This window comes from Sphingobacterium sp. IITKGP-BTPF85, assembly GCF_001006065.1.
Classification (GTDB): Bacteria; Bacteroidota; Bacteroidia; order Sphingobacteriales; family Sphingobacteriaceae; genus Sphingobacterium; species Sphingobacterium anhuiense.
On record NZ_ASZT02000003.1, the window covers coordinates 40450 to 63199 of the forward strand.

Below are 22750 nucleotides of genomic sequence, written 5' to 3' on the forward strand. Positions count from 1 at the left end.
AAACAACGTTTCAAATATGATAAAGAATAGAACACAGCAGATTAAAACTCCTATTGTTAAGCGCATGGTATTTGTGCTTATATTAGTTTTTACAGTATTTTCGATGACTAAAGCTACGGCACAGCAGATTAAGCTAGATGAGGATCGTTTAACTGCTGTACAGACGTCAATGTCGATTACACAAATTAACGGTAAAAAAGCTGTACGGGTAGTGAAGTCTGCCGCAGTCAAAGAAGATGATGAAGCAACTTATGTTAAGATCAATGATTTCAATTTTAAAAATGGCGTGATCGAGGTGGATGTGCTGTCACGTTTGCTTCCTGATGCACCAGCACACGCCAGAGGTTTCATAGGTCTTGCTTTCCGTATCAATAAAGATGATTCAAAATTTGAAAGCATTTACGTACGCCCTACCAATAGTACAGCAGACGACCAGCTGAGAAGAAACCGCACCATTCAGTATTTTTCTTATCCTAATTTTAAGTTCACACATTCCAGAGCAACCGCTCCGGGACAATATGAATCTTATGCGCCAATAGCGCTTGATAAATGGATAAAACTAAAGATTGAGGTAAATGGTAATCAAGCCAAATTATTTATTAATGGCTCGAAGCAACCATACTTAATTGTAAGCGATCTAAAATGGGTGCTGATCAATCCGGATCTTTAGGGCTTTTTGTCGATATAGGCACTGAAGGATTTTTCAGGAATCTGAAAGTTACTTCCAGATAAATAAAATGTCCCATAAATGAAACCGTACATGCTAAGATGTCATTTTGGCTAACAATTTATGATTTTTGGCGCATTTAAGATATTACGGAATGTTCAATTTTGTATGGTACAATTAAAACAAAAGACCATGCAAAAAACAATTTTTATTACGGGAGCTTCGTCGGGATTAGGAAAAGCAGCTGCTAAATTATTTCAGAAGAATGGATGGAAGGTAATTGCAACGATGCGAAAACCTGAAGAAGAAAAAGAATTAACGGAACTTCCGAATGTATTTGTCGTGCAATTGGACGTTATGGATTTGGTAAAAATTAAAAAAACTATCTCAGAGGTCTTGAAAATCCATGAAATTGATGTGGTCTTGAACAATGCCGGATATGGGCTCATCGGCCCATTAGAAGCTTTTACAGATGAGCAGATCCAGACGCAGATCCAGACGAACTTAGGTGGTGTAATTCACGTAACAAAAGCCTTTGTTACGTTTTTTAGAGAAAGAAAAAGAGGCACATTTATTAATGTGACCAGTACGTTTGGTTTATTAGGATATCCTACCTGTTCCATTTACAATGCTACTAAATTTGCAGTTGACGGATTTTCAGAGGGATTGGCATATGAATTGGCGCAGTTTGGAATTAAAGTAAAAGTAGTTGCTCCGGGGGGCATGCAAACCGACTTTGCAGGAAGATCTTTGCATGGTGCGATGCATACTGCATATAGTGAATTAATATCGAAAGTAAGTGAAGGCTATAGTGAAGATCAGGTTGCAAATTACTCAAAAGCAACAGCTGTTGCTGAGGTGATCTATGAGGCGGCGATTGATGAGAAGGATCAGATGCGCTATATTGCTGGGGATGATGCGATCCAACTTTATAACGAGCGACTTGATTTAACGCCTGAGGGTCAGTTCGAAAAGATCCGTTCCCAGTTCATATTTTAAACAGGTTCTGTATTTTCCTGTTTCAGCAATACCTTGGACTGGGACAGGATTTACTTTTATAAATTTCTTAAATTTGTCTTATGAAAAAACTGCCGGTCGTATTTAATTCTTTATCTCAGTTACATAAAGCCATGGGCCAACCGGTTCCTTCGCATCCTCTTGTCAGTATCATGAACTATGGTGATGCACAGTTTGATCCAAAGGATTTCGAACAGGGTATTATTCTGAACTTTTATAAAATCTCATTCAAAACCAGTTTTTCTGGAAAACTGAAGTACGGTCAAGGCTACTACGATTTTGAAGAAGGAGGTATGTCTTTCATCGCTCCTGGACAATTATTGAAGATGCAAGATGAAGAAGCTAATTATGAAGGTATGACCCTGCATTTTCATCCGGATTTATTAACCCACTATGCGCTAAATTCGAATATTAAACAGTATGGATATTTTAGCTACGCAGCTGCTGAAGCATTATATCTATCTGAAAAAGAGAAGGTAACGATTCTTGACATTTATTCATTTATACAAGATGAACTGAATGAACGTATTGATAAATTCAGTCAAGATGTTATTATTTCTCAGATTGAATTATTGCTCAATTATGCCAATCGTTTCTATGATCGTCAGTTTCTGACGAGAAAAGTAATTAACAATGATATTCTAAGTCGATTAGAATTGCAGTTGCAAGACTACTTTAATGAGGACAGGTCAGTGATTACAGGATTACCATCAGTTAAAGATATAGCACAGAAAATGAATGTTAGCCCGCGCTACCTGAGTGATCTGTTGCGAAACCTGATCGGATTAAACACGCAACAATTTATCCATGAAAAAGTGATAGAAAAAGCAAAAGAATATCTGGCAAAAGACGCGTTAACCATAGCTGAAATTGCCTATCGTTTAGGTTTTGAACAACCACAGTCCTTCAATAAGCTTTTTAAAAAGAAAACCACTTATTCTCCTTCTGCATATAAGAAAAGCTTACAGAATTGAGCGTATAAATACTGAAAAATAGAGAAAAGCTACAGAATAGAAAATCTAAGATTGTCAAAATGATAATAATTAGACAATTTCTGAAATGAATGTTTCAGAAAATAATTATCTTTGTAATCTATTATGGCAAGAAATATTGAATTTGATGAGCAGTTAGCAGTATCCAAGGCAATGGATGTCTTTTGGAAAAAAGGGTATAATGGTACTACGATGAGAGATCTAACTGAAGCGATGGGTATCAATAGTAGTAGTCTTTATAATACTATCGGTGACAAACACGAACTTTTTGTAAGAAGTATTAAACATTATACAGAATCTAGAATGAAAGCTGCAGTAAAGCAGTTAGAAATTATCAAATCACCGCTGAAGGCAATTGAAAAATTTATTCAATCTTCAGTGTATGCGATAACAAATGATCCGAATAGCTGTTTGGCGATTAAAACAACTTTTGAAGTTGCTACGCATGATGAGCAGGTACAGAAAGTTATAAAAGCGGATAATGATTTTACTTATAATCTTTTATACAACTTAGTCAAAAAGGCAATTGATAGCGGAGAAATCAGGATACACCAAGATGCCGCAATGCTAACGGATTATATTATAAATCATTTTAGCGGTTGGCATGAATCATTTATTATCCATAAGGACAAAACACGAATCAAAAATATGGCAACATTTTTAATCAAACAAATAAGTCAATGATTTTATTTGTTTTAATCTGAAACAATTGTTTTACAATTATGAATATATCAAAAGAATACAGTACTTATTTTACGGCATCTGAAAAGCCTGAAATAGTGGAAATAGGGCAGGCTAGCTACGTTTCAGTTCGAGGACAGGGAAGTCCCGGTACCGCTGTCTTTTATCAAAAAAAACAGGCAATCAAAGAATTTGTTCATGCATTAGAGCTCAAATATGATTTAACAGCCTGTTCATTTACTAGCCGTATAGTGGAAATATTTTACTGGTTTGATGAAGAAGAGAGGGCAGATGTAAATATTGGAAATTTCTATACTACTCTTGATCTAAGCTTACTTCATTATCGTATTGCTATTCGAATCACAGATTATATTACTGCGGAAAATATTGTTGAAATAGCACGCAATAGAAAAGATATCTTTATGGTCGAGGATTTTGAACTTTTTAACTATACCGCTGGAACATGCGTCCAGATTCTTCATTTAGGTCCTTTTGCCGAAGAACTGCAAACACTACCCGTGCTTCAGCAATTTGCTTCGGATGAAGGTTTAAAAAAATCAGGGATGCATCATGAAATTCATCTAACAAATTTTGAACAAGGACAGAGCCAACAACACCTACAGACTATTCTGCGTGATCCTGTGATAAAACAAGCATAATTTTTTTTACTCATATCTGAAACAAATGTTTCAATATTAATAAATAATCAATCATGAAAAAACAGAAACACTATCTGGTAAAGTAGCTTTAGTAACCGGAGGAACAAAAGGTATTGGAAAAGCCATTGCAGACAAGTTGGCTTCTAATGGTGCATTAGTTGTTGTTACAGCAAGGAAATCACCCGATACAGACATTAAACATCATTTATAGCTGCAGACTTAACAAATAATAGCGATATAGCTGCGCTATCATCCAAAATAATAGCGGAATATGGTATACCGGATATCTTGATTAATAATGTTGGAGGTACTTCGTCTCCAGCTGGAGGCTTTAAGATGCTTAGTGATGAAGATTGGAATAGAGATATCGAGCTCAATCTGATGGCCGCTATAAGACTAGATAAAGTTATTGTGTCTCAGATGATGGAAAAGAAATCTGGTGTTGTTATTCATATTTCTTCAATAAACGGAAAGATTCCTTTGTACGAATCCAATTTTTCCTACGGAGTGATGAAGTCCGCTTTAAATGCTTATAGTAAAACGCTTGCTAACGAAGTTTCCAAAGAAGGTATCCGGGTAAATACGGTTTCTCCTGGAATGGTCAGGACAGAAGCTATGGAATCTTTTTTGGAAAGCTACGCAAGTTCTATAGGAAAAACCAAAACGGAAGCAGAACAACAGGTAATGGCTGGCCTTGGTGGGGTACCTATGAACAGATTGGCAGAACCTGAAGAAATTGCTCATACGGTTGATTTTTTGGTATCAGACGGTGCTGGTTACATTACCGGAGCAAATATCTTGGTCGATGGGGGTACGTTTCCAGTTGTATAATCAGCATTAAAAGTATGAAATATAGTAGAAATGATATAGCGTAATCTTTCCCTGTATTTCGTTTTCATAATAATATTTTAAAAGAATTAGACATGACCCAAAAGAAAAAAATGCTCCTTTATGGAGCTACAGGATATACTGGTAAAATCATTGCAGCTAGAGCAAGAGAATTAAATATTGATTTTGAAATAGCTGGACGTGACAAGAGCAAAATTCGTTCTTTATCGAATGAACTAAATGTTGGATACCATGTTTTTGAAGTACATGATAAGAGCTCCTGGCAGATTGCGTTGGCTGATAAACAGGTCTTGATCAATGCTGCTGGACCATATGCCTCCACAGCCAGACAAGCAATGGAAGCATGCTTGAAAGCTGCTGTCCACTATTTGGATATCAGTGCGGAATTAGAATCTTATCTTTTGGCAGAGTCGTTTGATGACAGAGCTAAAGGAGCAGGAATCCAACTCATATCCGGGGCAGGTCTTTTTGTAAGCTATGATGCGATTGTTGCCCATTTATCTAAATTAGTAATCGAGCCCGAATACTTGAGTGTCGGTTTTCGTCACTATGGTGGATTCTCCAAAGGGTCAATTTTAAGTAGCAAAAACATTGCAGATTTGGGTATATTAGTTCGTAAAAACGGTGTAATTATTAAGAATCCAGATCCTAGATCTAGGATATTTTCATTTGGCGATGAAGATGTAGCATGTATACCGACTTCTTTGGGAGGAATTATCCTGAGTTATAAAACTACAGGTATTCCCAATATCGAAGAATATTTCTCTTTAAAACTACCTGCTATGGATTTACCGGAGTTAACATCTGAAAATCTTCCGGACGGTCCAACAAAAGAAGAACGAGCAGCAGGACGAAATGGAATAACGGCAGAGATTATAGGAAGAGACGGTGAAGTAGTGAAAGCATATCTTGATACTCCATCGGGTTATGAACTTACACCACTTTCTGTGATAGCAGTCGCAAATCGTATATTAAGTGATGATTTCAAAATTGGTTACCAATCACCAGGTTCTGCCTATGGAGAATATATTTTAAATGATATTCCCGACCTTAAGTTAATTGACCTAGCTTAGTATTATACTAGAAATTGTAAATATGGCAACGAAAACCACCATTTAGGCGAATTTTAAGCACTTAGATGTAATCATCTTTGTATCAGTATAAATTTTAAATATTACGTTATGAGTTATTGCGAGTATATTTCAACGATGATAGAGCCTCGACGAAGTCTTCATCAAAAGTATCATGATCATTATTACGGTTTTCCTATACATGATGACAATGAGCTTTTCGGGCGTTTGATTATGGAAATTAATCAAGCAGGGCTGAGCTGGGAAACGATCTTAAAAAAAGAGGACAATTTTCGTAAGGCGTATGATAATTTTGATTTAAAAAAAGTAGCATCCTATTCAGAAAAAGAACAGCAACGCCTTTTAAACGATCCAGGAATTATCCGCAATAAATTGAAGGTGAATGCTGCTATTGAGAATGCAAAAACTATTGTAATACTGCAACAGGAATATGGCAGTTTTGAAAAATGGCTAGAACTCCATTATTTAAATACTAAAGAAGAATGGGTAAAACTTTTTAAGAAAACATTCCGTTTTACTGGCGGTGAAATTGTAAATGAGTTTTTAATGAGCATCGGTTATTTACATGGTGCACATACTGAAACATGTCCAATTTATAAGAAAATCTTAACAATTACACCTGTATGGGTTAAAAAATAAACAAATGGATATAAAACAGTTTATTACTGCATGGATTGCTGCGAGCAATTCATTCAATACTGAAAAATATCTCTCATTTTATTTACCTGAAGCGATCTTAGATGATGTGTCTTTAGGAATAAAATTTGAGAAATATGATGGTATTAAGGTATATTTTGATAAATACTTTATTGGGTATAATACGCAGATAGAAGAAATGAATTTAATGGAAATGGGACAAGAGCATGTATATCTGGAGGTACGATTTACAGGTGATTTTCCAGAAGGCAAAATCGGGGGATCATTTGATATCAAATTTAAAAATGGTAAAATACTGTTTGTGAAGGCAGATTTGTTGCAATATAAAAATATATAATCATGGAGAAAGATAATTTTGACGAAATCATTCGTCGCTCAATAGAAATCAGGAAAAAGTACCACGAGCTGGAGATGATGCATCATGGAAGCGAATGGACTTGGGAAGAAGATGCTTTAGCTTACTTAACCGACGCTGGACTGATCGGTCGGAACATTATGTCGCAACAGAAACGCTGGCCCAAAATTGGTTCGGAACCTGAACTGGAGCATAAACTTGGTGAAAATATTTGGTGGTTGATCGTATTAGCAGAAAGATCCGGTATCAATATAAAAGATGCTATTCAGAATTTTCTGACTAAAACAGAAACACTATTGAAATAAAGCTGTCTTTTAATTCGTGAATTAATGGTATGTCGCGCTGGGGTTACGTTTACTGGAGACAATGCTGGATATTAAATTTGAAAAGGAGATTCTGTCAGGAGTCTCCTTTTTGATATCATAACTAGCATTTTCATGATATCAGATTGTCGTCTTTGTTTCTAGTTATGTTGTTCGTATTTCGATTAAGGACGATAACTAAATAGCTTTAAATAACATGAATTTAAAAGAAGCGACGGTATGAGAAATATCCTTTCTTTTTTTACTCCTCTGACTCGGTATATGTTCATTAGTATTTATTAACAATGATTTACATACAGTGTAATATCATTGTACTATATATATGTATGCTAGCCTAAAAGGTAATCGAAAAAAAAATTGGAAATACTACATAAATATTAGTATTTTAATTATCGTTATAATGTGGTTGAGTGCATAATATAAATTATTTTTAAATTAATATCTGCGTAGAATTCATTATCTTTAAAAGTCATTATAACATTTTTAAAAAATTGTCGTGCCTGCTACTTCTTTTGAAGAAAAATCAGACTGTTAGACAGTTACTTATGACTTAATATGCAGTTATAAAAACCTGAAGTCTTAAAATTATTGATAATACTTGATATTGAAGTTATGAATAAGGGACCAGTAAAAACAAATGAGTCGGAGCGATTAGATGCACTATATAATTACGAAATATTAGATACGCAACCCGAAGAAGATTTTGACCGTATTACCAAGATAGCTTCGCTTGTGTGTGGTGTTCCTATCTCACTGATCTCCTTAATTGATGAGAACCGGCAATGGTTTAAATCCCGGGTTGGCCTTGATGTCGGAGAAACTTCCCGAAGCTTGGCATTCTGCCAGTATGCCATTAAAGATCGTAATTTTATGGAGGTTCCAGATGCTCAACAAGATGAACGATTCAAAAATAATGAGCTTGTTACCTCGGATCCCTACATCCGGTATTATTTAGGATTTCCTTTGGTTGATCCAGACGGTTTTGCTCTGGGAACGCTTTGTGTTATAGACACGGAGCCTAAAGACTTAAGTTCAGATCAAAAACAGGTGCTGTCGCTGCTTCGTGATGAGGTCGTGTCCCTGATTATCAATCGAAAAGAAAAAGAAAGATATAAAGAAAGCGAACGGGAATTAAAAGCATTTTTTGATAATTCCCAAAGTCTGATGTGTACGCATGATCTGGAAGGTAATCTGCTTAAAGTTAATAATGCGAGTGCATCTATCTTAGGTTATACTAGAGCTGAAATTGAAAAACTGTCTCTTTATGATATTATTCCTACTAAAGGACATAAAAATTTAGATGCATACCTCAACCAGCTTGTTAAAACCGGTACGGCAAAAGGAGAGATGCGCACTAAAACAAAGTCGGGTGAATTACGTATCTGGTTATTCAATAACATTCTGCAACCGAATGGTGATAAAAAACCGTATGTCATCGGTAATGCTGTTGATATCACAGAACAGCATTTTCTTGAGAAAGATTTAAAAAATACTCAGGCGATGTTAACGCGGACAGGAAGAGTGGCCCGAATAGGTGGGTGGGAGTATAATCTGCTTGAAAAGCATCTGACCTGGTCTGATATAACAAAGGAAATTCATGGTGTTCCACCTAATTATCAACCTGATATCGCTCAAGGATTAGATTTTTATAAGGAGGGTGACAGTCGAACAAAAATAAGCCAAGCTATTGATGAGGCTATTACTAAGGGGATTTCATGGGACCTGGAGCTGGAGATCGTCACGTTTACAGGTGAAGAACTGTGGGTACGGGCACTTGGAAATGCGGAGTTTGATAATGGTCAATGTATTCGTTTATATGGTACTTTTCAAGATATTGACAAACGTAAGCGTATTGAAGCTGAATCTTTAAAATCTAAAAAGTTACTGGAGGATGTTCTGCAAGCGACATCTGCTGTAGGTATTATTGCGACAGATAACCACGGATTGATCACCCTGTTTAATAAAGGTGCAGAAAATCTTCTTGGTTACAGCAGTGTGGAGATTATCGGCAAATTTACACCTTCACTTTTCCATTTACAGGATGAGATTCGGATACGTGAGAATGAACTGACTATGGAATTGGGACATTCAATAGCAGGATTTCGCGTTTTTGTTGAAAAACCTGAGCTCTATGGTGCCGAGCAGAGAGAGTGGACTTACGTAAGAAAAGATGGACAATTATTATATGTTTCGCTTGCGGTTACTGCCATTCATGATGTTGAAGAAAATATTATCGGTTATCTGGGTATAGCGACCGATATCAGCAAGATTATACATCAACGTGAAGAATTGGAAAAAGCAAAAGTTCTTGCTGAACAGGGTAGTATTGCGAAATCTGAATTTTTAGCAAATATGAGCCATGAGATCAGGACACCTCTCAATGGAATTATCGGTTTTACAGACTTGATGACCAGAACCACGCTCGATGATACCCAACGAGAATACCTGTCAATTGTAGATCAGTCCGCTACTTTACTGTTGAGTATCATTAATGATATTCTCGATTTTTCAAAAATTGAAGCCGGGAAGCTGGAGCTGGATATTGATAAATGTGATCTTTACGAAGTGCTCACCCAAGTAACTACTTTTTTGAACATTCAGGGACAGGGTAAAAACGTTGAATTTCATTTAAATATCTCGAAGGACGTACCGCAATATATCTGGGTCGATTCCCTTCGTGTTAAGCAGGTATTAATGAACCTACTGAGCAATGCTAAGAAATTTACGGAGAAAGGTGAAATTGAACTACGTGTTGATTTCTTATCTAAGCAAGATGATCTGACCAGCTTGCGCTTCAGTGTCCGGGATACGGGCATTGGTATAAAAGCAGAAAAACAGGAGAAAATATTCGATGCCTTTTCTCAAGAAGATGCCTCGACCACGAAACGATACGGTGGTACGGGCCTGGGACTAACTATTTCCAATAAACTGCTGAAGATGATGGGTAGCGGGCTAAAGCTTGAAAGCACATATCTTGTTGGGAGCCGTTTTTATTTTGATCTTAGCGTGCGCTATGATGATGGTGAGGTACGCGAATGGTTAAATCTGCAAACTATTCGAGAGGTATTGATCGTGATCAATGGTGCTGCTAGCAGAACGCTTTTAGCACAGATGTTAAAATTGCAGCATATTAAAGTTTCCGAAGCGGCGAATGGTTTTGAAGCGTTACAATTGTTAATGAAGGGAAATCAGTACGATGCTATTATTATTGACAATGACCTGCCAATAATGAACGGTATGGAAACCATCAAAAAGATGAAAGAAAAATTATTTAGTATCGACAATAATCACGCTGTGATACCGATCTTTGATTCTAGCGAGGGAAATATGAGCAGCATCTGCGCATCCTTAGGTATCCGGCATTGGCTTGAAAATCCGGTAAAACTTGATGATCTGTATACTGTTCTTTCAAAGATAGAAGCTCAGGAGACTGAAAAAGATATTATTCCCGTTTCTCAGGATTCGCGCAATGGAGAAGGCCTTAAAATTCTTATTGTTGAAGATAATGAATTTAACATACGTCTTGCAACTATCTTGATCCGGAACATCATACCGGAAATCGAAGTTCTGGAAGCTAAAGATGGAAGACAGGGGCTTGCAATCTTTAAGGAAATGCATCCTGATCTGGTTCTGATGGATATTCAGATGCCTGCTATGAACGGCTATGAAGTAACTGAAGTAATCCGTAAGGAAGAAGTAGGAGCTAGAACACCTATTATTGCTTTAACAGCTGGAAATGTACTAGGAGAAAAAGAAAAATGTCTATCGGCAGGAATGGATGATTTTGTTGTTAAACCTATAATTGAACAGACATTACGTGCCGTATTGACCAAATGGCTTCATTGGGAATAGTTCGTTAGAACCGATTAATTTGTTAAAATTTAAAAGTAAGGATAAAAAATAATAGCATCTGGTGATCTTATGGTATCATGACGGGATGATCGGATATAAAACTTTTTTAGGTCTTGATCATAGTTGCGCCAGTGGCTTTCTTTCAGAAAATACCCGGTTTTTTTTGGCCGGATATTTTTTGTAAAAAAGTTTTCACGAAAAAGCTGTGTCGCTATTTTGGAAACTATTTGTTAACCGTAATTTTTTATTTCAGCCTTGTTAATGCTTTGGAATTTTTCAATAAAAAAACATATTGAAAATAATCTGTTGTAACAGTGCCTTTTTGAGGTACAATATTTTCTCCAAAAACTCTCGACTTTATACTGATTAGGTGTTGCGATTTTAGAAAGGGTGAGTTCTCTGAATTTAACTTAAATAGAGTAATTGAATTTGGTTTACTTAATTCTTTTAAATCATTGATTCCCTTTACAAGTTGTAATGGACCATCTGCATTACTCCAATCCACTCGTTCATTTTCTGGCGTGGGAAATTGCGGAATTTTAGGAAGGTACATTTCGCTATCTAAGGTATAGCTAACAAAACTCGTGGTTTTTATACCCGATTTTTTTAGCTCAGAAGCGAATGTTTGTTTTCCATTTTCAGTTGTGTTTTGCAATACATGGAAATAACCAAAAAGACCATAGAATTTTTCATTTTTAAGTTTTAAATGTTTGATTGAATTCTTAAAATTATTGGCCATTGCCGAATCTCTAGCCACTTTTGAATGGTCATCAAAATCTTTGTCAACTCCTATTACTGTAATTCTTGATGAGTCGGTTAGTTGTTGATTATAATCATAAATAGCATTCCATTTTTCCAAAAGCTCCTGACTTGATTGTTGCGGAATTCTTTTACGGATTGCCAATACAACGTCCTTTAAGGTTTCTTGATTTTTGATACTATCTGTCAGGAAATTATTCAGTTTTGTAGCTGTTATGCTATCCATTTCTGCAATGTAATATTTAACACCCACTTTTTTATTTAAGAAAAAAAGCAACTCCCTGTCCAATGTCTGATTGTCAGCGTAGCCATGAATTTCTCCCAAAAGGAATACCTTTGATTGATAAAAATCATCATCAAATAATTTGTCATTAATTGAATTTGTGATTACCGTACTATTTTTCATCAGATAGCTTATATTATCCTCATTTTAGATTCTAAAATAATTTATTGCTGATAAAAAAATATAAGATAAACAGTAAGCAAATACTTAAAATAGTGATCGATGTGAACTTAAGGACTTTTAAAAATTTCTTCATTGTGTATTTTGTTGATTTTTTGATTCAAAAGTATTGTCAATGAAACAATACTTAAAATTAATTACTGATTGTTGTTTTTGAACAGTCTTTAATTGTGATCTTGGCTAGAGTTACCACCAAAGGTCTTGGTATTGACGTTTGTTTCGAAACTATTTGTACAGGAAAAACTATTGATAAAAATCGCATTTAGTAATAATCTTCTCATTTGGTTTTAAGGCCATTTTTTGGTTAATGTTGTAGCCACACAAATATCAGAAAGTTTTACTAAACAGACAAATCAATCATTTATCTATATTTCAACAACTTATAGAGTTATACGTTTATATCGGTACGTGGTTTGTCATCTCTGCAACATAAATTTGTGCAGTATTGAGCCATGTTGGAACAGATGTATGGAGCAGTATAAACTCGAGTTAACTGCAGTAGGAGCTATATCTTATGTTTTGGTGCTTATTCGGAACAGACTTTCGTACGGTGGTTTATGCCCGCTATTGTGATAAAATACCCGATTTCATGATCAATAGAACTATACGCGTAATAGGTGTGTTCTTAGTTCAATATGGAACCAGGTATTTATTTATAATTACGGTATGTCATTAAAAGAGCCAATTTTACAAATTCTAGTAAAACAGTATGCCCCATTAACAATGGTGGAGCAGAAATTCGGCCGGTACGATCTGATGTTTAAAACGGATGAGGAAGGGAGGCCAATTATGCTTTTTATAGGGAAGAAGAATTCTAACGGAAATATTATCGGAGACCGATACGCCAGAAGACTAAAAATCGACGATCATGGCATTACCATCAAAGATCATTGGGAACATAAAGGTAAGGCTACTTAGTGGTTTCTTTTTCAACGTATAACTCATGAATTATGGCTTTAGATAAATATCGTGAAAAACGATCTCAAAAGAATACGCCAGAACCTTTTGGCGGTAAACCTTCTGGTAAAGAATTAAGATTTGTGATTCAAAAGCATAATGCTTCCCATCTGCATTATGATTTCCGCTTGGAAATGGATGGTGTTCTTAAAAGTTGGGCTGTACCGAAGGGGCCATCGCTCGATACTGATATTAAACGACTGGCCATGATGGTCGAAGATCATCCTTTTGATTACCGGAATTTTGAAGGCGTGATTCCCAAGGGACAATACGGTGGTGGAACAGTCATTGTTTGGGATGAAGGAACTTATGAACCTGCTGATTCTGTAGGTGGCGATGTCAAAAAACAGGAAAAAGAGCTTTTAAAACAGCTAAAAGCCGGTAAACTTAAATTTAAGCTTAACGGCAACAAGCTGAAGGGCGAATTTGCCTTGGTCAAGGCTTATGGTAAGGCTGAAAATAGCTGGTTGCTGATGAAGCTGGATGATAAATATGCGAGTGATAAAGATATCACCCTAAAGGATAAATCTGTTATTTCTAAAAAGAGCATCGCTCAGATGGAAAAGTCCCCGGATCGTGTTTATGGACAAAAGACAACTCAGAAAAGTAGTTCCAAAGATAAGCCTGCTGGCAAGAAAAAAGCTTCCGCAAGTATCGAAGAAAAACTTTCGACTTCGGATGAAACTGAGGGTGATGATATCGACCTAGCGATGCTTCTAAAAAAAACGCCTAAAAAAGATTTCTATGAGCATGTCGAGCCTATGCTGGCCACACTGACTGATCAACCTTTTGATGACGATGAGTGGCTTTATGAAGTGAAATGGGACGGTTACAGAGCTGTTTCTTTTTTAAATGGCAATAAAACAACTGAAATTAAATCTCGTAATGATAAGAGTTTTAACGAGAAATTTTACCCCATCTATGAAGAGCTAAAAGCGATGAAGCTGGAAGCTATTTTGGATGGTGAAATTGTTGTTGTGGGTGAGAACGGGCATGCCAATTTCGGTGCACTGCAGAACTGGCGTAGTGAGGCGGATGGAGATTTACTCTATTATGTATTCGATATTTTATGGTATAAAGGAAAGGACCTGACCAAATTAACTTTAACTGACCGCAAAGCAATACTTCATGAAATTTTATCAACGAGCGAAACCATTAAGTTGAGTACGCCATTTTATACTTCAGGGATCAAGTTTTTAGAAACTGCAAGAGAAATGGGGCTGGAAGGGATTATGGCAAAACGTAAAGATAGTGCTTACCATGTACATGCTCGAACAAAGGACTGGTTAAAAATTAAAGCAAATAAGCGGCAGGAAGTTGTTATTGGAGGCTTTACAAAAAACGATGGTTCAAGTAAAGTATTCAGCAGCATTCTAGTGGGCGTATATGAAGGGAAAAAACTGGTTTACACCGGTAAGGTGGGGACTGGTTTCAGTGACAAGCTGCAAAAGAGATGCTGGAAAAGTTTAATCAAGTAACTGCTGATAAATCTCCATTCAGTACAGAACCTGATGTCAATAAAGCCTCTAGGTTCCGACCTGACCCGCCACATGCAAATGTCACCTGGCTACAACCAAAACTAATCTGTGAGGTTAGTTTTACCGAAATGACGACAGATGGCGTGATGCGTCATCCTTCATTTATAGGATTGCGGGAGGATAAAGATCCAAAAAGTATTGTTCTGGAAAAAGAGGAATCTACCAAGAAGATTGTAAATGATTCAAAGAAAAATATTATTGTTGCCCAAGGTAAGATGAAACGAAAAACTTTATTAAATCCGACAGAAAAAACGCAGGTCAAAAAGGTCAATAAACAAGATCTGAAGTTTACGAATCTGGATAAGATTTTTTGGCCAGATGAGAAAATTACCAAGCGCGATCTCATCAATTACTATTACCAGATCGCGCCTTATATATTGCCTTATCTCAAAGATCGGCCTCAGAGCATGAACCGCTTCCCTGATGGTATAGAAGGAGAAGGTTTCTATTTTAAGAATGTGGCAGACAGCGCACCCGAATGGCTGAAACTTATCTATATAAAAGTGAGACAGATCAAAAGGACAAACTTTATCTTGTCGGGAAAGATGAAGCGACCTTACTGTATATGGCCAATCTGGGCTGTATTGAAATGAATCCCTGGAATAGCACCGTTAAAAAACCAGACAATCCGACGTTCTGCATTATTGATCTTGATCCTGACCAAAATTCATTTAATCAGGTTATTGAGACTGCCCAAGTTACCAAGCAATTGCTGGATGATATGGGTGTGCCAAGCTATTGTAAGACTAGTGGATCTACGGGTCTTCACATCTATATTCCCTTGAATAATAAGTATACCTACGAACAATCCAAAGAATTTGCACGCGTTGTCGTAACCTTGATCAATCGGGAACTTCCAAATTTTACGAGTCTAGAACGTACAGTAAAAAATAGGAAAGGACGGATGTACCTGGATTTTCTACAGAACAGACCGCATGCAACTATTGCCTCGGTATACTCAGTAAGACCTAAGCCAGGAGCGACTGTTTCGATGCCTTTATATTGGGAAGAGGTAAAAAAAGGTCTTAAGATGAGTGATTTTACCATATTTAATGCGATTGAAAGACTGGAAAGTGTAGGTGATATTTTTAGACCTGTACTTGGTAAAGGAATCGATCTCAAAAAAGTAATTGATAAATACTCAGCAGAATAGGTAAATAGCACCGGTAGTTACTATGTTTCACCAGTAAAATAATCGGTTAACATGTACATTAAAAGAAAGAATCCATGAAAAGAGACGGATCTAATTTAAGCTATTGGCAAGATACAAGTCAATTGAATGATCATAAAGACACATCAGCGCTAAACGATTACGATGTAGTCATTATCGGTGCGGGTATAACCGGAATTACTACGGGGTTAATGCTGCGAAATGCGGGTAAAAACTGTTTAATCTTAGAAGCTAAAACCATAGGATTCGGAACAACTTCGGGTACTTCGGCACACCTGAACACTGTTCTTGATACGCCTTACTATGATCTGATTTCCAACTTTGGTAAAGAAAATGCCACCTTAGCAGCCAGTGCGGCAAAAGAAGCCTTGACAATAATTTCCAATCACGTGCAACAGTTTAACATTTCATGTGACCTGGAGCATTGCAATGGCTATATGTATGCTACTAATGAAGATGAAGAGAAAGAATTGAAAAAAATATATGACGCCTTTCTGGAGGTAGGTTTACAGGCGACCTATGTCACTGATATTCCTGGACCGATGGATATGACAAAAGCCATAAAGTTTGAGAAGCAGGGACGTTTCCATCCTTTGGAATATCTGAAAGTGCTTTTATCCCAATACGAAAATGCTGGTGGCGTTATTCAAGAAGGGGTAGCAGTTAATGAAGTTAAAGAAGAGAATAATAGACAAAAAATAACTGTTGGCGACGATCATCACTACTATGCAGATGCTGTGGTTTATGCTACCCATACGCCGCCGGGGATCAATCTCTTAACGTTTAAACTTGCTCCTTATCGAAGCTATGTCATGGGATTTCAATTGAAAGATGAGCATCAATATCCCGATGATCTCATTTACGATATGCAGGAACCTTTTCATTATTTTAGGAAAGCTACTTATCAAGACCAAACGATCTTATTGGTTGGCGGACAAGACCATAAAACCGGTCAACATCCTAATCCCGAATTCAATTTTGTAAAATTGGAAGCATTTGTAAGAAAGCATTATGCTGTAAGGGCTGTGCTGTATAAATGGTCTTCTCAGTATTACGAAAGCACGGATGGGCTTCCTTACATTGGTTATTTTCCTGGAAAGAAATCAAAACAGCAGTTTGTAGCAACTGGATATAGTGGTAATGGAATGATTTTCGGAACATTATCTGCTAAAATTATTACTGATCTTATTATAAATGGTACCAGTGAATATGAACAACTGTTTTCGCCGGGGAGGGTTAAGCCCATTGCTGGGTTTTCGAATTTTATTTCGGAAAACTTTGATGTTGCTAAACATCTGATCATCGATCGCCTTGCCATTGATAAAATTGATGGCTTAGCTGATCTTGCTAAGGGAGAAGGGAAAATTATCGATTATGATAAACACACCTTAGGGGTATATAAAGATGATGAAGGAACATTATTTGCCTTAGATCCTGTATGTAAGCATGCTGGTTGCATTGTGCAATGGAATAACACCGAAAAAAGCTGGGATTGCCCTTGCCATGGAGCTCGCTACGCACCAAATGGAGACTTACTGACAGGCCCTGCTACAGCTGGTCTATCTGTTTATGACTTAAAGAAAGATGCATAATGAATTTTCACGTTGCGGTTTTTTGAGGAATGCCGCACATAAAGTTGGTCACGGCACAAGGTGCTGTGACCTTTTTTATTATGCTCAATAATTGTTGAGGAAGCGCTTTAGCAGATTTCGGTTATCAGTATGCTGTCTGCACGTGGTTTTTACGTAATGTCTGTGTAAATACCCAAAATGTAAATTTTCGTGAACGAACCCATTCATCGAATGTTCTTCCATTGTAATTAAAACCTCAATTAAAACAGTCGTTATGGAAAATAATTTAAACAACCCCGACATCATCAATGACCTCATAAAAATAAATAATGATCGAATTGAAGGTTATAAAACTGCCTTAGATCTTGCCCACGGCTTAGGTCTCGATCCGCTCCCTCATATGTTTGCAAATTATATCATGCAATCTGAACGCTTTATTGAAGAGCTTACACCCTATGTGTTTCTTGAAGGTGAGCAACCCACGGAGGAGACCATGTTAAGTGGTAAGCTTTTTAGAATGTGGATGAGTGTGAAAGGAGCTATTGTCGGAAACGATAGAAAAAGTTTGCTTGAGAGTTGCGAAAAAGGTGAAGATGCTTTTAAAGAAACATACAACAATACGCTTGATGAGCATGTTAATGAATTGTCCACTGTTGTGTGTAATATCCTTTTAGACCAATTGAGTCGACAATCTGAAGCGCATGAAGAAATCAAAATTCTACGCGATAATGCCACTAAATAAATAAAATATTATGAAAAATGAAACTGGAACAACCCCGAAATTTAAAACGCAATCATCTATTACTGCAGAGCCAGCACTACATGAACTTTTTATGGATGGAATTATGGATCTGTATTGGGCAGAAAACCATTTGGTCAAAACGTTGCCAAAAATGATTAAAGCAGCAACTTCTCCAGCTTTAGTTGAAGCCATTAGCAATCATTTGAACGAAACTGAAGGGCATGTGACACGCCTGGAGCAAATATTCCAGCTAATGGGCAAAGTGCCAATTGCTAAAAAATGTGATGCAATGGAAGGTTTAGCTAAAGAAGGAGAGGGTATCATAGAAAGTACAGAGCCCGGATCTGCAACGCGGGATGTTGGTATCATACTGGCCTCTCAAAAAGTAGAACATTACGAAATTGCTAGTTACGGAGGTTTACTGCAGTTGTCCATTACCTTGGGACTAAAAGATGTTGCCACTTTACTTGAAGAAACGCTTGCAGAAGAGAAGGCAGCAGATACTTTATTGACAGAAGTCGCTGAAGATGGGGTTAACTATAATGCAGCGGAAGAATAATGAATTATTTAAATCCATAATGATGAAAGAAAAAGATATTCTAGACCAGTCTGACGTTACTGCAGAAAATGATAAGATTAAATCTTTAGCTCCACATACTACTGATGCCACAGGAAAAATGATGACTACCGATCATGGCTTAGCCATTAATGATGATCAGAATTCGCTTCGCGCCGGAGATCGTGGCGCTACGCTGCTGGAAGATTTTATTTTTAGAGAAAAGCTCACACATTTCGATCATGAACGTATCCCTGAGCGTGTTGTTCATGCCCGGGGCTCTGGAGCTCACGGCGTATTTAAATTATATGAACCGTTGGAAAGTGTCACCAAAGCTGGGTTTTTAAATGACACTGAAATTGAAACTCCTGTATTTGTTCGTTTTTCAACAGTAGCTGGCTCTAAAGGATCTACCGATCTGGCGAGAGATGTGCGCGGATTTGCGGTTAAATTCTATACACAAGAAGGAAATTTCGATCTTGTCGGCAACAATATGCCTGTATTTTTTATCCAGGATGCGATGAAATTTCCAGACCTAGTACACGCGGTAAAACCTGAACCAGATAATGAAATTCCACAAGCGGCATCAGCGCATGATACATTTTGGGACTTTATTTCAGTAATGCCCGAATCTACCCACATGATCATGTGGTTGATGAGCGATCGGGCTATACCGCGCAGTTATCGGATGATGGAAGGTTTTGGTGTGCATACTTTCCGTTTTATCAATGCTAAAGGTGAAGCACATTTTGTTAAATTCCACTGGAAGCCTTTATTGGGTGTACATGCTGTAGCTTGGGATGAAGCGCAGAATATCTCCGGCAAAGATCCTGATTTCCATAGAAGGGATCTTTGGGAAGCAATTGAAGTGGTGCGTTTCCAGAATGGGAATTAGGTGTACAAATTTTGCCTGAAAAAGATGAATTTAAGTTTGGTATTGATCTGCTAGATCCGACCAAGATCATCCCTGAGGAACAGGTTCCTGTACAACGGATCGGTAAGATGACGTTGAATCGTAATCCGGATAATTTCTTTGCCGAAACGGAGCAGGTGGCATTCCATGTTGGAAATGTAGTGCCGGGTATTGATTTTACAAACGATCCTTTGTTACAAGGTCGCTTGTTTTCTTATACCGACACGCAGTTGATCCGATTAGGAGGACCTAATTTTCATGAGATCCCAATCAATCGCCCCATTGTTCCTGTTTATAATAACCAAAGGGACGGATTTATGCGTCAAACGATTAACCGAGGTAAGGTCAGCTACGGACCCAATTCATTGGGGAATAACGATCCGCAGCAGGTGAAAGAAGCCGATGGTGGCTTTACTTCTTATGAGGAACGCATCGATGCGAAAAAGGTGAGAAGCAGAAGTAAAAGTTTCTTGGATCATTTTAGCCAAGCTAGGTTGTTCTTTTACAGTCAGTCAGAGCCGGAAAAAATCACATCATCGATGCTTTCAGTTTTGAACTCGGTAAGGTTAAAACGGTAGCTGTTCGTGAAAGAATGGTCGGCATCCTGTCACTGGTTGATAAGGGATTGGCCGCTGCCGTGGCTTTCCAATTAGGGCTTAAAGTGCCCGAAGTATTGGAAAAACCTGTTAACCGTAGTATACCGGCAGATGGAAATCCGGACGACTATAAGCCGATACAGGTGGATGGTGAAGTGAAAAAATCAGAAGCATTAAGCATGGAAAATACGGTGAAGGATAGTATCAAGAGCAGAAAGATTGCTTTCCTAGTCGCTGATGGGGTGGACGCTGAATCGTTATTGCCGGTCAAAGAAGTATTGTTGCTGCCGGAGGTGTTGTTCATATTATAGCTCCTAAACAAGGGATGGTCGTTGCTTCCGATGATACTCCTGTACCGGTCGATGAAAGCTTTTTGACTGCGGCATCTGTGCTGTACGATGCTGTTTATGTACCCGGAGGTACGAATAGTGTGGCAACGCTGGAAGCTGAAGCAAATGCCGTTCATTTTTTGAATGAAGCATTTAAGCATTGTAAAGCCATTGCAGCCGATGAACAGGCGCTACAGGTACTCGAGGCAACTTATTTCTTTAAGAAACTGCCGGAAGATTTTTCTGAGGAATCTGTTCTGGCGGAAGGTGTGGTCGTTGCAGAAGATGGAGCTGCACTAGCGCCGTTATTTATGCAAGCAATAGCACAGCATCGCTTTTGGAACCGTGAAAAACCACGATTGATACCTGCATAATCATTCCGTATATTGTTAATAAAAAATACCCGGTACTGTGGAGTGCCGGGTATTTTTATTTTAAAAAAAGTCATGAGGTTTTAATTTTGTAAGATGGACAACGCAATTTCATTCCCTTGTTGCGCAGCCAGATCTTCTACCGACAAGCCTCTGGTGTCCAGAATACTTTTATTAGCACCGCGCTCCAATAAAAGCTGCAGCATTTCATTTCTTCCAAACATGGCAGCAAACATAAGTGCAGTGCCACCATTTCCATGCTGAAGATCAAGATTTGCACCGTGCTGATTAATAGTTCGGCGATATCTTTATAACCCTTGAATGCAGCTCCCATCAGTGCAGTGTTGCCACCGTTATCTTGTGCATTGACATGTGCGCCTGAGTTCAGTAATAATTTTGCAGCTTGATATTGGTTATTATAACAAGCAATAATAAGGGGACTATACCCTTTGTCATCCCGGCTATTCAGATCTGCTTTTTGACGAATAAGTTCTTCTAGTACTTCAATATTGCCTACACGTGCGGCATGAATGATAATGTGAGCGTCCTGTATCATATAATTTTTATTTAAGTCTATTCTTATAATTATGTTTAATAACCTATTTATTAAATGTTTATAATGCCTATATGTTCAAATGCAGAAGGCACTTCTTGCCAGTTTAGCTTTCATCAGGATTTCCTAATCCTGTTATATCAATAACAAACAAGATCAAATTTAGTTGCCGTGCTTCACTAAATAACAATATTTTAAATAGCACTATCTTCATCTGGATTTGAAATTACTTATTTGGGAAACGTTTTTTAGCATAGCCAGTAACAATACATTGTTCTTGTGATTTATTACCGTATTGCTGTGTTAATACTTGAAATTAAAGAGACCGTGAACTCCTCTTCGGATGGCTTGTTATTCCTGTAGAAATATTTATGAAGTAAAACAATGTATTATGGAAAATCATTTGAACAACCCAGAAATTATCAATGACCTGATAAAAATTAATAATGATCGGGTGGAAGGTTATAAAACAGCATTAGATCTTTCGCATACGTTAAGTTTGGATAGCTTACAGCAATTATTTGCAAAATATGTCTTACAATCGCAGCATTTTATTGACGAGCTGAAACCTTTTGTAGAAATGGAAGGTGAGCAACCCACTGACGCAACGATGCTAAGCGGTAAATTATTCAGAATGTGGATGAATGTGAAAGTAACCATTGCAGGGAATGACAGGAAAAGTTTACTGGAAAGTTGCGAAAAGGGAGAGGATGCGTTTAAGGACACGTACAAAAAAATTCTTCAAGAGGATAATGATCAATTATCTATCGAGGTGAAAAATATACTTTTAAAGCAGTTGGACAAACAGCTGGAAGCACATGATGCCATTAAAATGCTACGTGATGAAGTAACGTTATAAAAATTTTAAAACGTTAACTAAAACTGCAAAATACACTTTACCGCTTTAAGCGGTAAAATCAGTATTGATCTACGTATTTAATCGGAAGTTTTCATTTTTATACTGGTATTACAATCATTTGTGGTTAACTTATATTTTTATTCTTAATTTTATAATACGGTTCACCACCGTGCTTATTTAAGTGGTTAATAGGATAAAAGGCTGTTGTATATATCATACGCAGCCTTTT

Annotated in this window: 19 protein-coding genes and 4 pseudogenes; 20 read left to right on the top strand and 3 right to left on the bottom strand. The window is 37.3% G+C overall.

Annotated elements, in window-relative coordinates; translation table 11 throughout:
- The first annotated feature begins 16 nt into the window (after positions 1-16).
- The 12 genes from L950_RS00880 to L950_RS00930 all read left to right on the top strand — a co-directional run bounded on the left by L950_RS00880 (position 17) and on the right by L950_RS00930 (position 11143).
- Positions 17-670, top strand: coding sequence for a hypothetical protein (locus tag L950_RS00880; protein ID WP_231576747.1), 654 nt, complete (start codon positions 17-19; stop codon positions 668-670).
- Between the two features lie 189 nt (positions 671-859).
- Positions 860-1666, top strand: coding sequence for an SDR family oxidoreductase (locus L950_RS00885; protein WP_031289290.1), 807 nt, complete (start codon positions 860-862; stop codon positions 1664-1666).
- An 80-nt stretch (positions 1667-1746) separates the two neighbouring features.
- The gene (locus L950_RS00890) at positions 1747-2658 is read left to right on the top strand and encodes a helix-turn-helix domain-containing protein (RefSeq protein ID WP_021191732.1); all 912 of its coding nucleotides are present in this window, start codon (positions 1747-1749) and stop codon (positions 2656-2658) included.
- 123 nt (positions 2659-2781) lie between these two features.
- Entirely contained in the window at positions 2782-3360 is a 579-nt protein-coding gene (locus L950_RS00895) for a TetR/AcrR family transcriptional regulator (protein WP_021191733.1), read from the top strand.
- A 38-nt stretch (positions 3361-3398) separates the two neighbouring features.
- Positions 3399-4016 carry a hypothetical protein gene (locus tag L950_RS00900; protein ID WP_021191734.1) on the top strand — a complete coding sequence of 206 codons (618 nt, stop codon included), beginning with the start codon at positions 3399-3401 and terminating at the stop codon, positions 4014-4016.
- Positions 4017-4140: 124 nt separating this feature from the next.
- A complete protein-coding gene (locus tag L950_RS36130; RefSeq protein ID WP_316930489.1) occupies positions 4141-4227 on the top strand; it encodes a hypothetical protein in 87 nt (28 codons plus the stop codon).
- A 50-nt stretch (positions 4228-4277) separates the two neighbouring features.
- A complete protein-coding gene (locus L950_RS00905) occupies positions 4278-4847 on the top strand; it encodes an oxidoreductase (protein WP_316930490.1) in 570 nt (189 codons plus the stop codon).
- A 92-nt stretch (positions 4848-4939) separates the two neighbouring features.
- Complete coding sequence (locus L950_RS00910) at positions 4940-5938, top strand: saccharopine dehydrogenase family protein (protein WP_021191737.1); 999 nt, start codon at positions 4940-4942, stop codon at positions 5936-5938.
- A 135-nt stretch (positions 5939-6073) separates the two neighbouring features.
- Positions 6074-6595, top strand: a complete 522-nt coding sequence (locus L950_RS00915) for a DNA-3-methyladenine glycosylase I (protein ID WP_021191738.1) — start codon at positions 6074-6076, stop codon at positions 6593-6595.
- A 4-nt stretch (positions 6596-6599) separates the two neighbouring features.
- The gene (locus L950_RS00920; protein WP_021191739.1) at positions 6600-6950 is read left to right on the top strand and encodes a hypothetical protein; all 351 of its coding nucleotides are present in this window, start codon (positions 6600-6602) and stop codon (positions 6948-6950) included.
- A 2-nt stretch (positions 6951-6952) separates the two neighbouring features.
- Positions 6953-7273 carry a MazG-like protein gene (locus L950_RS00925; RefSeq protein WP_021191740.1) on the top strand — a complete coding sequence of 107 codons (321 nt, stop codon included), beginning with the start codon at positions 6953-6955 and terminating at the stop codon, positions 7271-7273.
- A gap of 630 nt (positions 7274-7903) precedes the next feature.
- Positions 7904-11143, top strand: coding sequence for a response regulator (locus L950_RS00930; protein WP_021191741.1), 3240 nt, complete (start codon positions 7904-7906; stop codon positions 11141-11143).
- 244 nt (positions 11144-11387) lie between these two features.
- On the opposite strand, the gene L950_RS00935 is transcribed toward L950_RS00930, so the two are convergent.
- Complete coding sequence (locus tag L950_RS00935) at positions 11388-12308, bottom strand: hypothetical protein (protein ID WP_021191742.1); 921 nt, start codon at positions 12306-12308, stop codon at positions 11388-11390.
- A 723-nt stretch (positions 12309-13031) separates the two neighbouring features.
- Here L950_RS00935 and L950_RS00940 point away from each other — a divergent pair.
- The 7 genes and pseudogenes from L950_RS00940 to L950_RS36135 all read left to right on the top strand — a co-directional run bounded on the left by L950_RS00940 (position 13032) and on the right by L950_RS36135 (position 21112).
- Positions 13032-13283: a hypothetical protein gene (locus L950_RS00940; RefSeq protein WP_021191743.1), complete on the top strand. Its 252-nt coding sequence runs from the start codon at positions 13032-13034 to the stop codon at positions 13281-13283.
- Between the two features lie 32 nt (positions 13284-13315).
- Positions 13316-13750, top strand: a pseudogene (locus L950_RS36970) (DNA polymerase ligase N-terminal domain-containing protein); the annotation flags it as partial.
- A gap of 374 nt (positions 13751-14124) precedes the next feature.
- Positions 14125-16013: pseudogene (gene ligD, locus L950_RS36975) on the top strand (non-homologous end-joining DNA ligase).
- Between the two features lie 74 nt (positions 16014-16087).
- Positions 16088-17623 carry an FAD-dependent oxidoreductase gene (locus tag L950_RS00950; protein ID WP_021191744.1) on the top strand — a complete coding sequence of 512 codons (1536 nt, stop codon included), beginning with the start codon at positions 16088-16090 and terminating at the stop codon, positions 17621-17623.
- Positions 17624-17876: 253 nt separating this feature from the next.
- Positions 17877-18344 carry a ferritin-like domain-containing protein gene (locus L950_RS00955; RefSeq protein WP_021191745.1) on the top strand — a complete coding sequence of 156 codons (468 nt, stop codon included), beginning with the start codon at positions 17877-17879 and terminating at the stop codon, positions 18342-18344.
- A 10-nt stretch (positions 18345-18354) separates the two neighbouring features.
- Positions 18355-18903 carry a ferritin-like domain-containing protein gene (locus tag L950_RS00960; protein ID WP_021191746.1) on the top strand — a complete coding sequence of 183 codons (549 nt, stop codon included), beginning with the start codon at positions 18355-18357 and terminating at the stop codon, positions 18901-18903.
- A gap of 22 nt (positions 18904-18925) precedes the next feature.
- A pseudogene (locus L950_RS36135) lies at positions 18926-21112 on the top strand (catalase).
- A gap of 80 nt (positions 21113-21192) precedes the next feature.
- Here the strand turns inward: L950_RS36135 and L950_RS36140 are convergent.
- Together L950_RS36140 and L950_RS36145 are read right to left on the bottom strand one after the other, a co-directional pair.
- Positions 21193-21402, bottom strand: a complete 210-nt coding sequence (locus tag L950_RS36140) for an ankyrin repeat domain-containing protein (protein WP_316930491.1) — start codon at positions 21400-21402, stop codon at positions 21193-21195.
- Between the two features lie 20 nt (positions 21403-21422).
- Positions 21423-21665, bottom strand: a pseudogene (locus tag L950_RS36145) (ankyrin repeat domain-containing protein); the annotation flags it as partial.
- Between the two features lie 388 nt (positions 21666-22053).
- On the opposite strand from L950_RS36145, the gene L950_RS00975 reads away from it, so the two are divergent.
- Positions 22054-22521 (top strand): PA2169 family four-helix-bundle protein, encoded by a 468-nt coding sequence (locus L950_RS00975; RefSeq protein ID WP_021191747.1) that lies wholly within the window; start codon positions 22054-22056, stop codon positions 22519-22521.
- Positions 22522-22750: the final 229 nt, after the last annotated feature.

Excerpts from the sequence above, each read along its gene's own strand:
- L950_RS00925 (WP_021191740.1), top strand. The coding sequence starts at position 6,953 with ATGGAGAAAGATAATTTTGACGAAATCATTCGTCGCTCAATAGAAATC.
- L950_RS00910 (WP_021191737.1), top strand. The coding sequence starts at position 4,940 with ATGACCCAAAAGAAAAAAATGCTCCTTTATGGAGCTACAGGATATACT.
- L950_RS00975 (WP_021191747.1), top strand. The coding sequence starts at position 22,054 with ATGGAAAATCATTTGAACAACCCAGAAATTATCAATGACCTGATAAAA.
- L950_RS00950 (WP_021191744.1), top strand. The coding sequence starts at position 16,088 with ATGAAAAGAGACGGATCTAATTTAAGCTATTGGCAAGATACAAGTCAA.
- L950_RS00955 (WP_021191745.1), top strand. The coding sequence starts at position 17,877 with ATGGAAAATAATTTAAACAACCCCGACATCATCAATGACCTCATAAAA.
- L950_RS00885 (WP_031289290.1), top strand. The coding sequence starts at position 860 with ATGCAAAAAACAATTTTTATTACGGGAGCTTCGTCGGGATTAGGAAAA.
- L950_RS00900 (WP_021191734.1), top strand. The coding sequence starts at position 3,399 with ATGAATATATCAAAAGAATACAGTACTTATTTTACGGCATCTGAAAAG.
- L950_RS00895 (WP_021191733.1), top strand. The coding sequence starts at position 2,782 with ATGGCAAGAAATATTGAATTTGATGAGCAGTTAGCAGTATCCAAGGCA.
- L950_RS00890 (WP_021191732.1), top strand. The coding sequence starts at position 1,747 with ATGAAAAAACTGCCGGTCGTATTTAATTCTTTATCTCAGTTACATAAA.
- L950_RS00880 (WP_231576747.1), top strand. The coding sequence starts at position 17 with ATGATAAAGAATAGAACACAGCAGATTAAAACTCCTATTGTTAAGCGC.
- L950_RS00915 (WP_021191738.1), top strand. The coding sequence starts at position 6,074 with ATGATAGAGCCTCGACGAAGTCTTCATCAAAAGTATCATGATCATTAT.
- L950_RS00935 (WP_021191742.1), bottom strand. The coding sequence starts at position 12,308 with ATGAAAAATAGTACGGTAATCACAAATTCAATTAATGACAAATTATTT.
- L950_RS00930 (WP_021191741.1), top strand. The coding sequence starts at position 7,904 with ATGAATAAGGGACCAGTAAAAACAAATGAGTCGGAGCGATTAGATGCA.
- L950_RS00960 (WP_021191746.1), top strand. The coding sequence starts at position 18,355 with ATGAAAAATGAAACTGGAACAACCCCGAAATTTAAAACGCAATCATCT.
- L950_RS00940 (WP_021191743.1), top strand. The coding sequence starts at position 13,032 with ATGTCATTAAAAGAGCCAATTTTACAAATTCTAGTAAAACAGTATGCC.
- L950_RS00920 (WP_021191739.1), top strand. The coding sequence starts at position 6,600 with ATGGATATAAAACAGTTTATTACTGCATGGATTGCTGCGAGCAATTCA.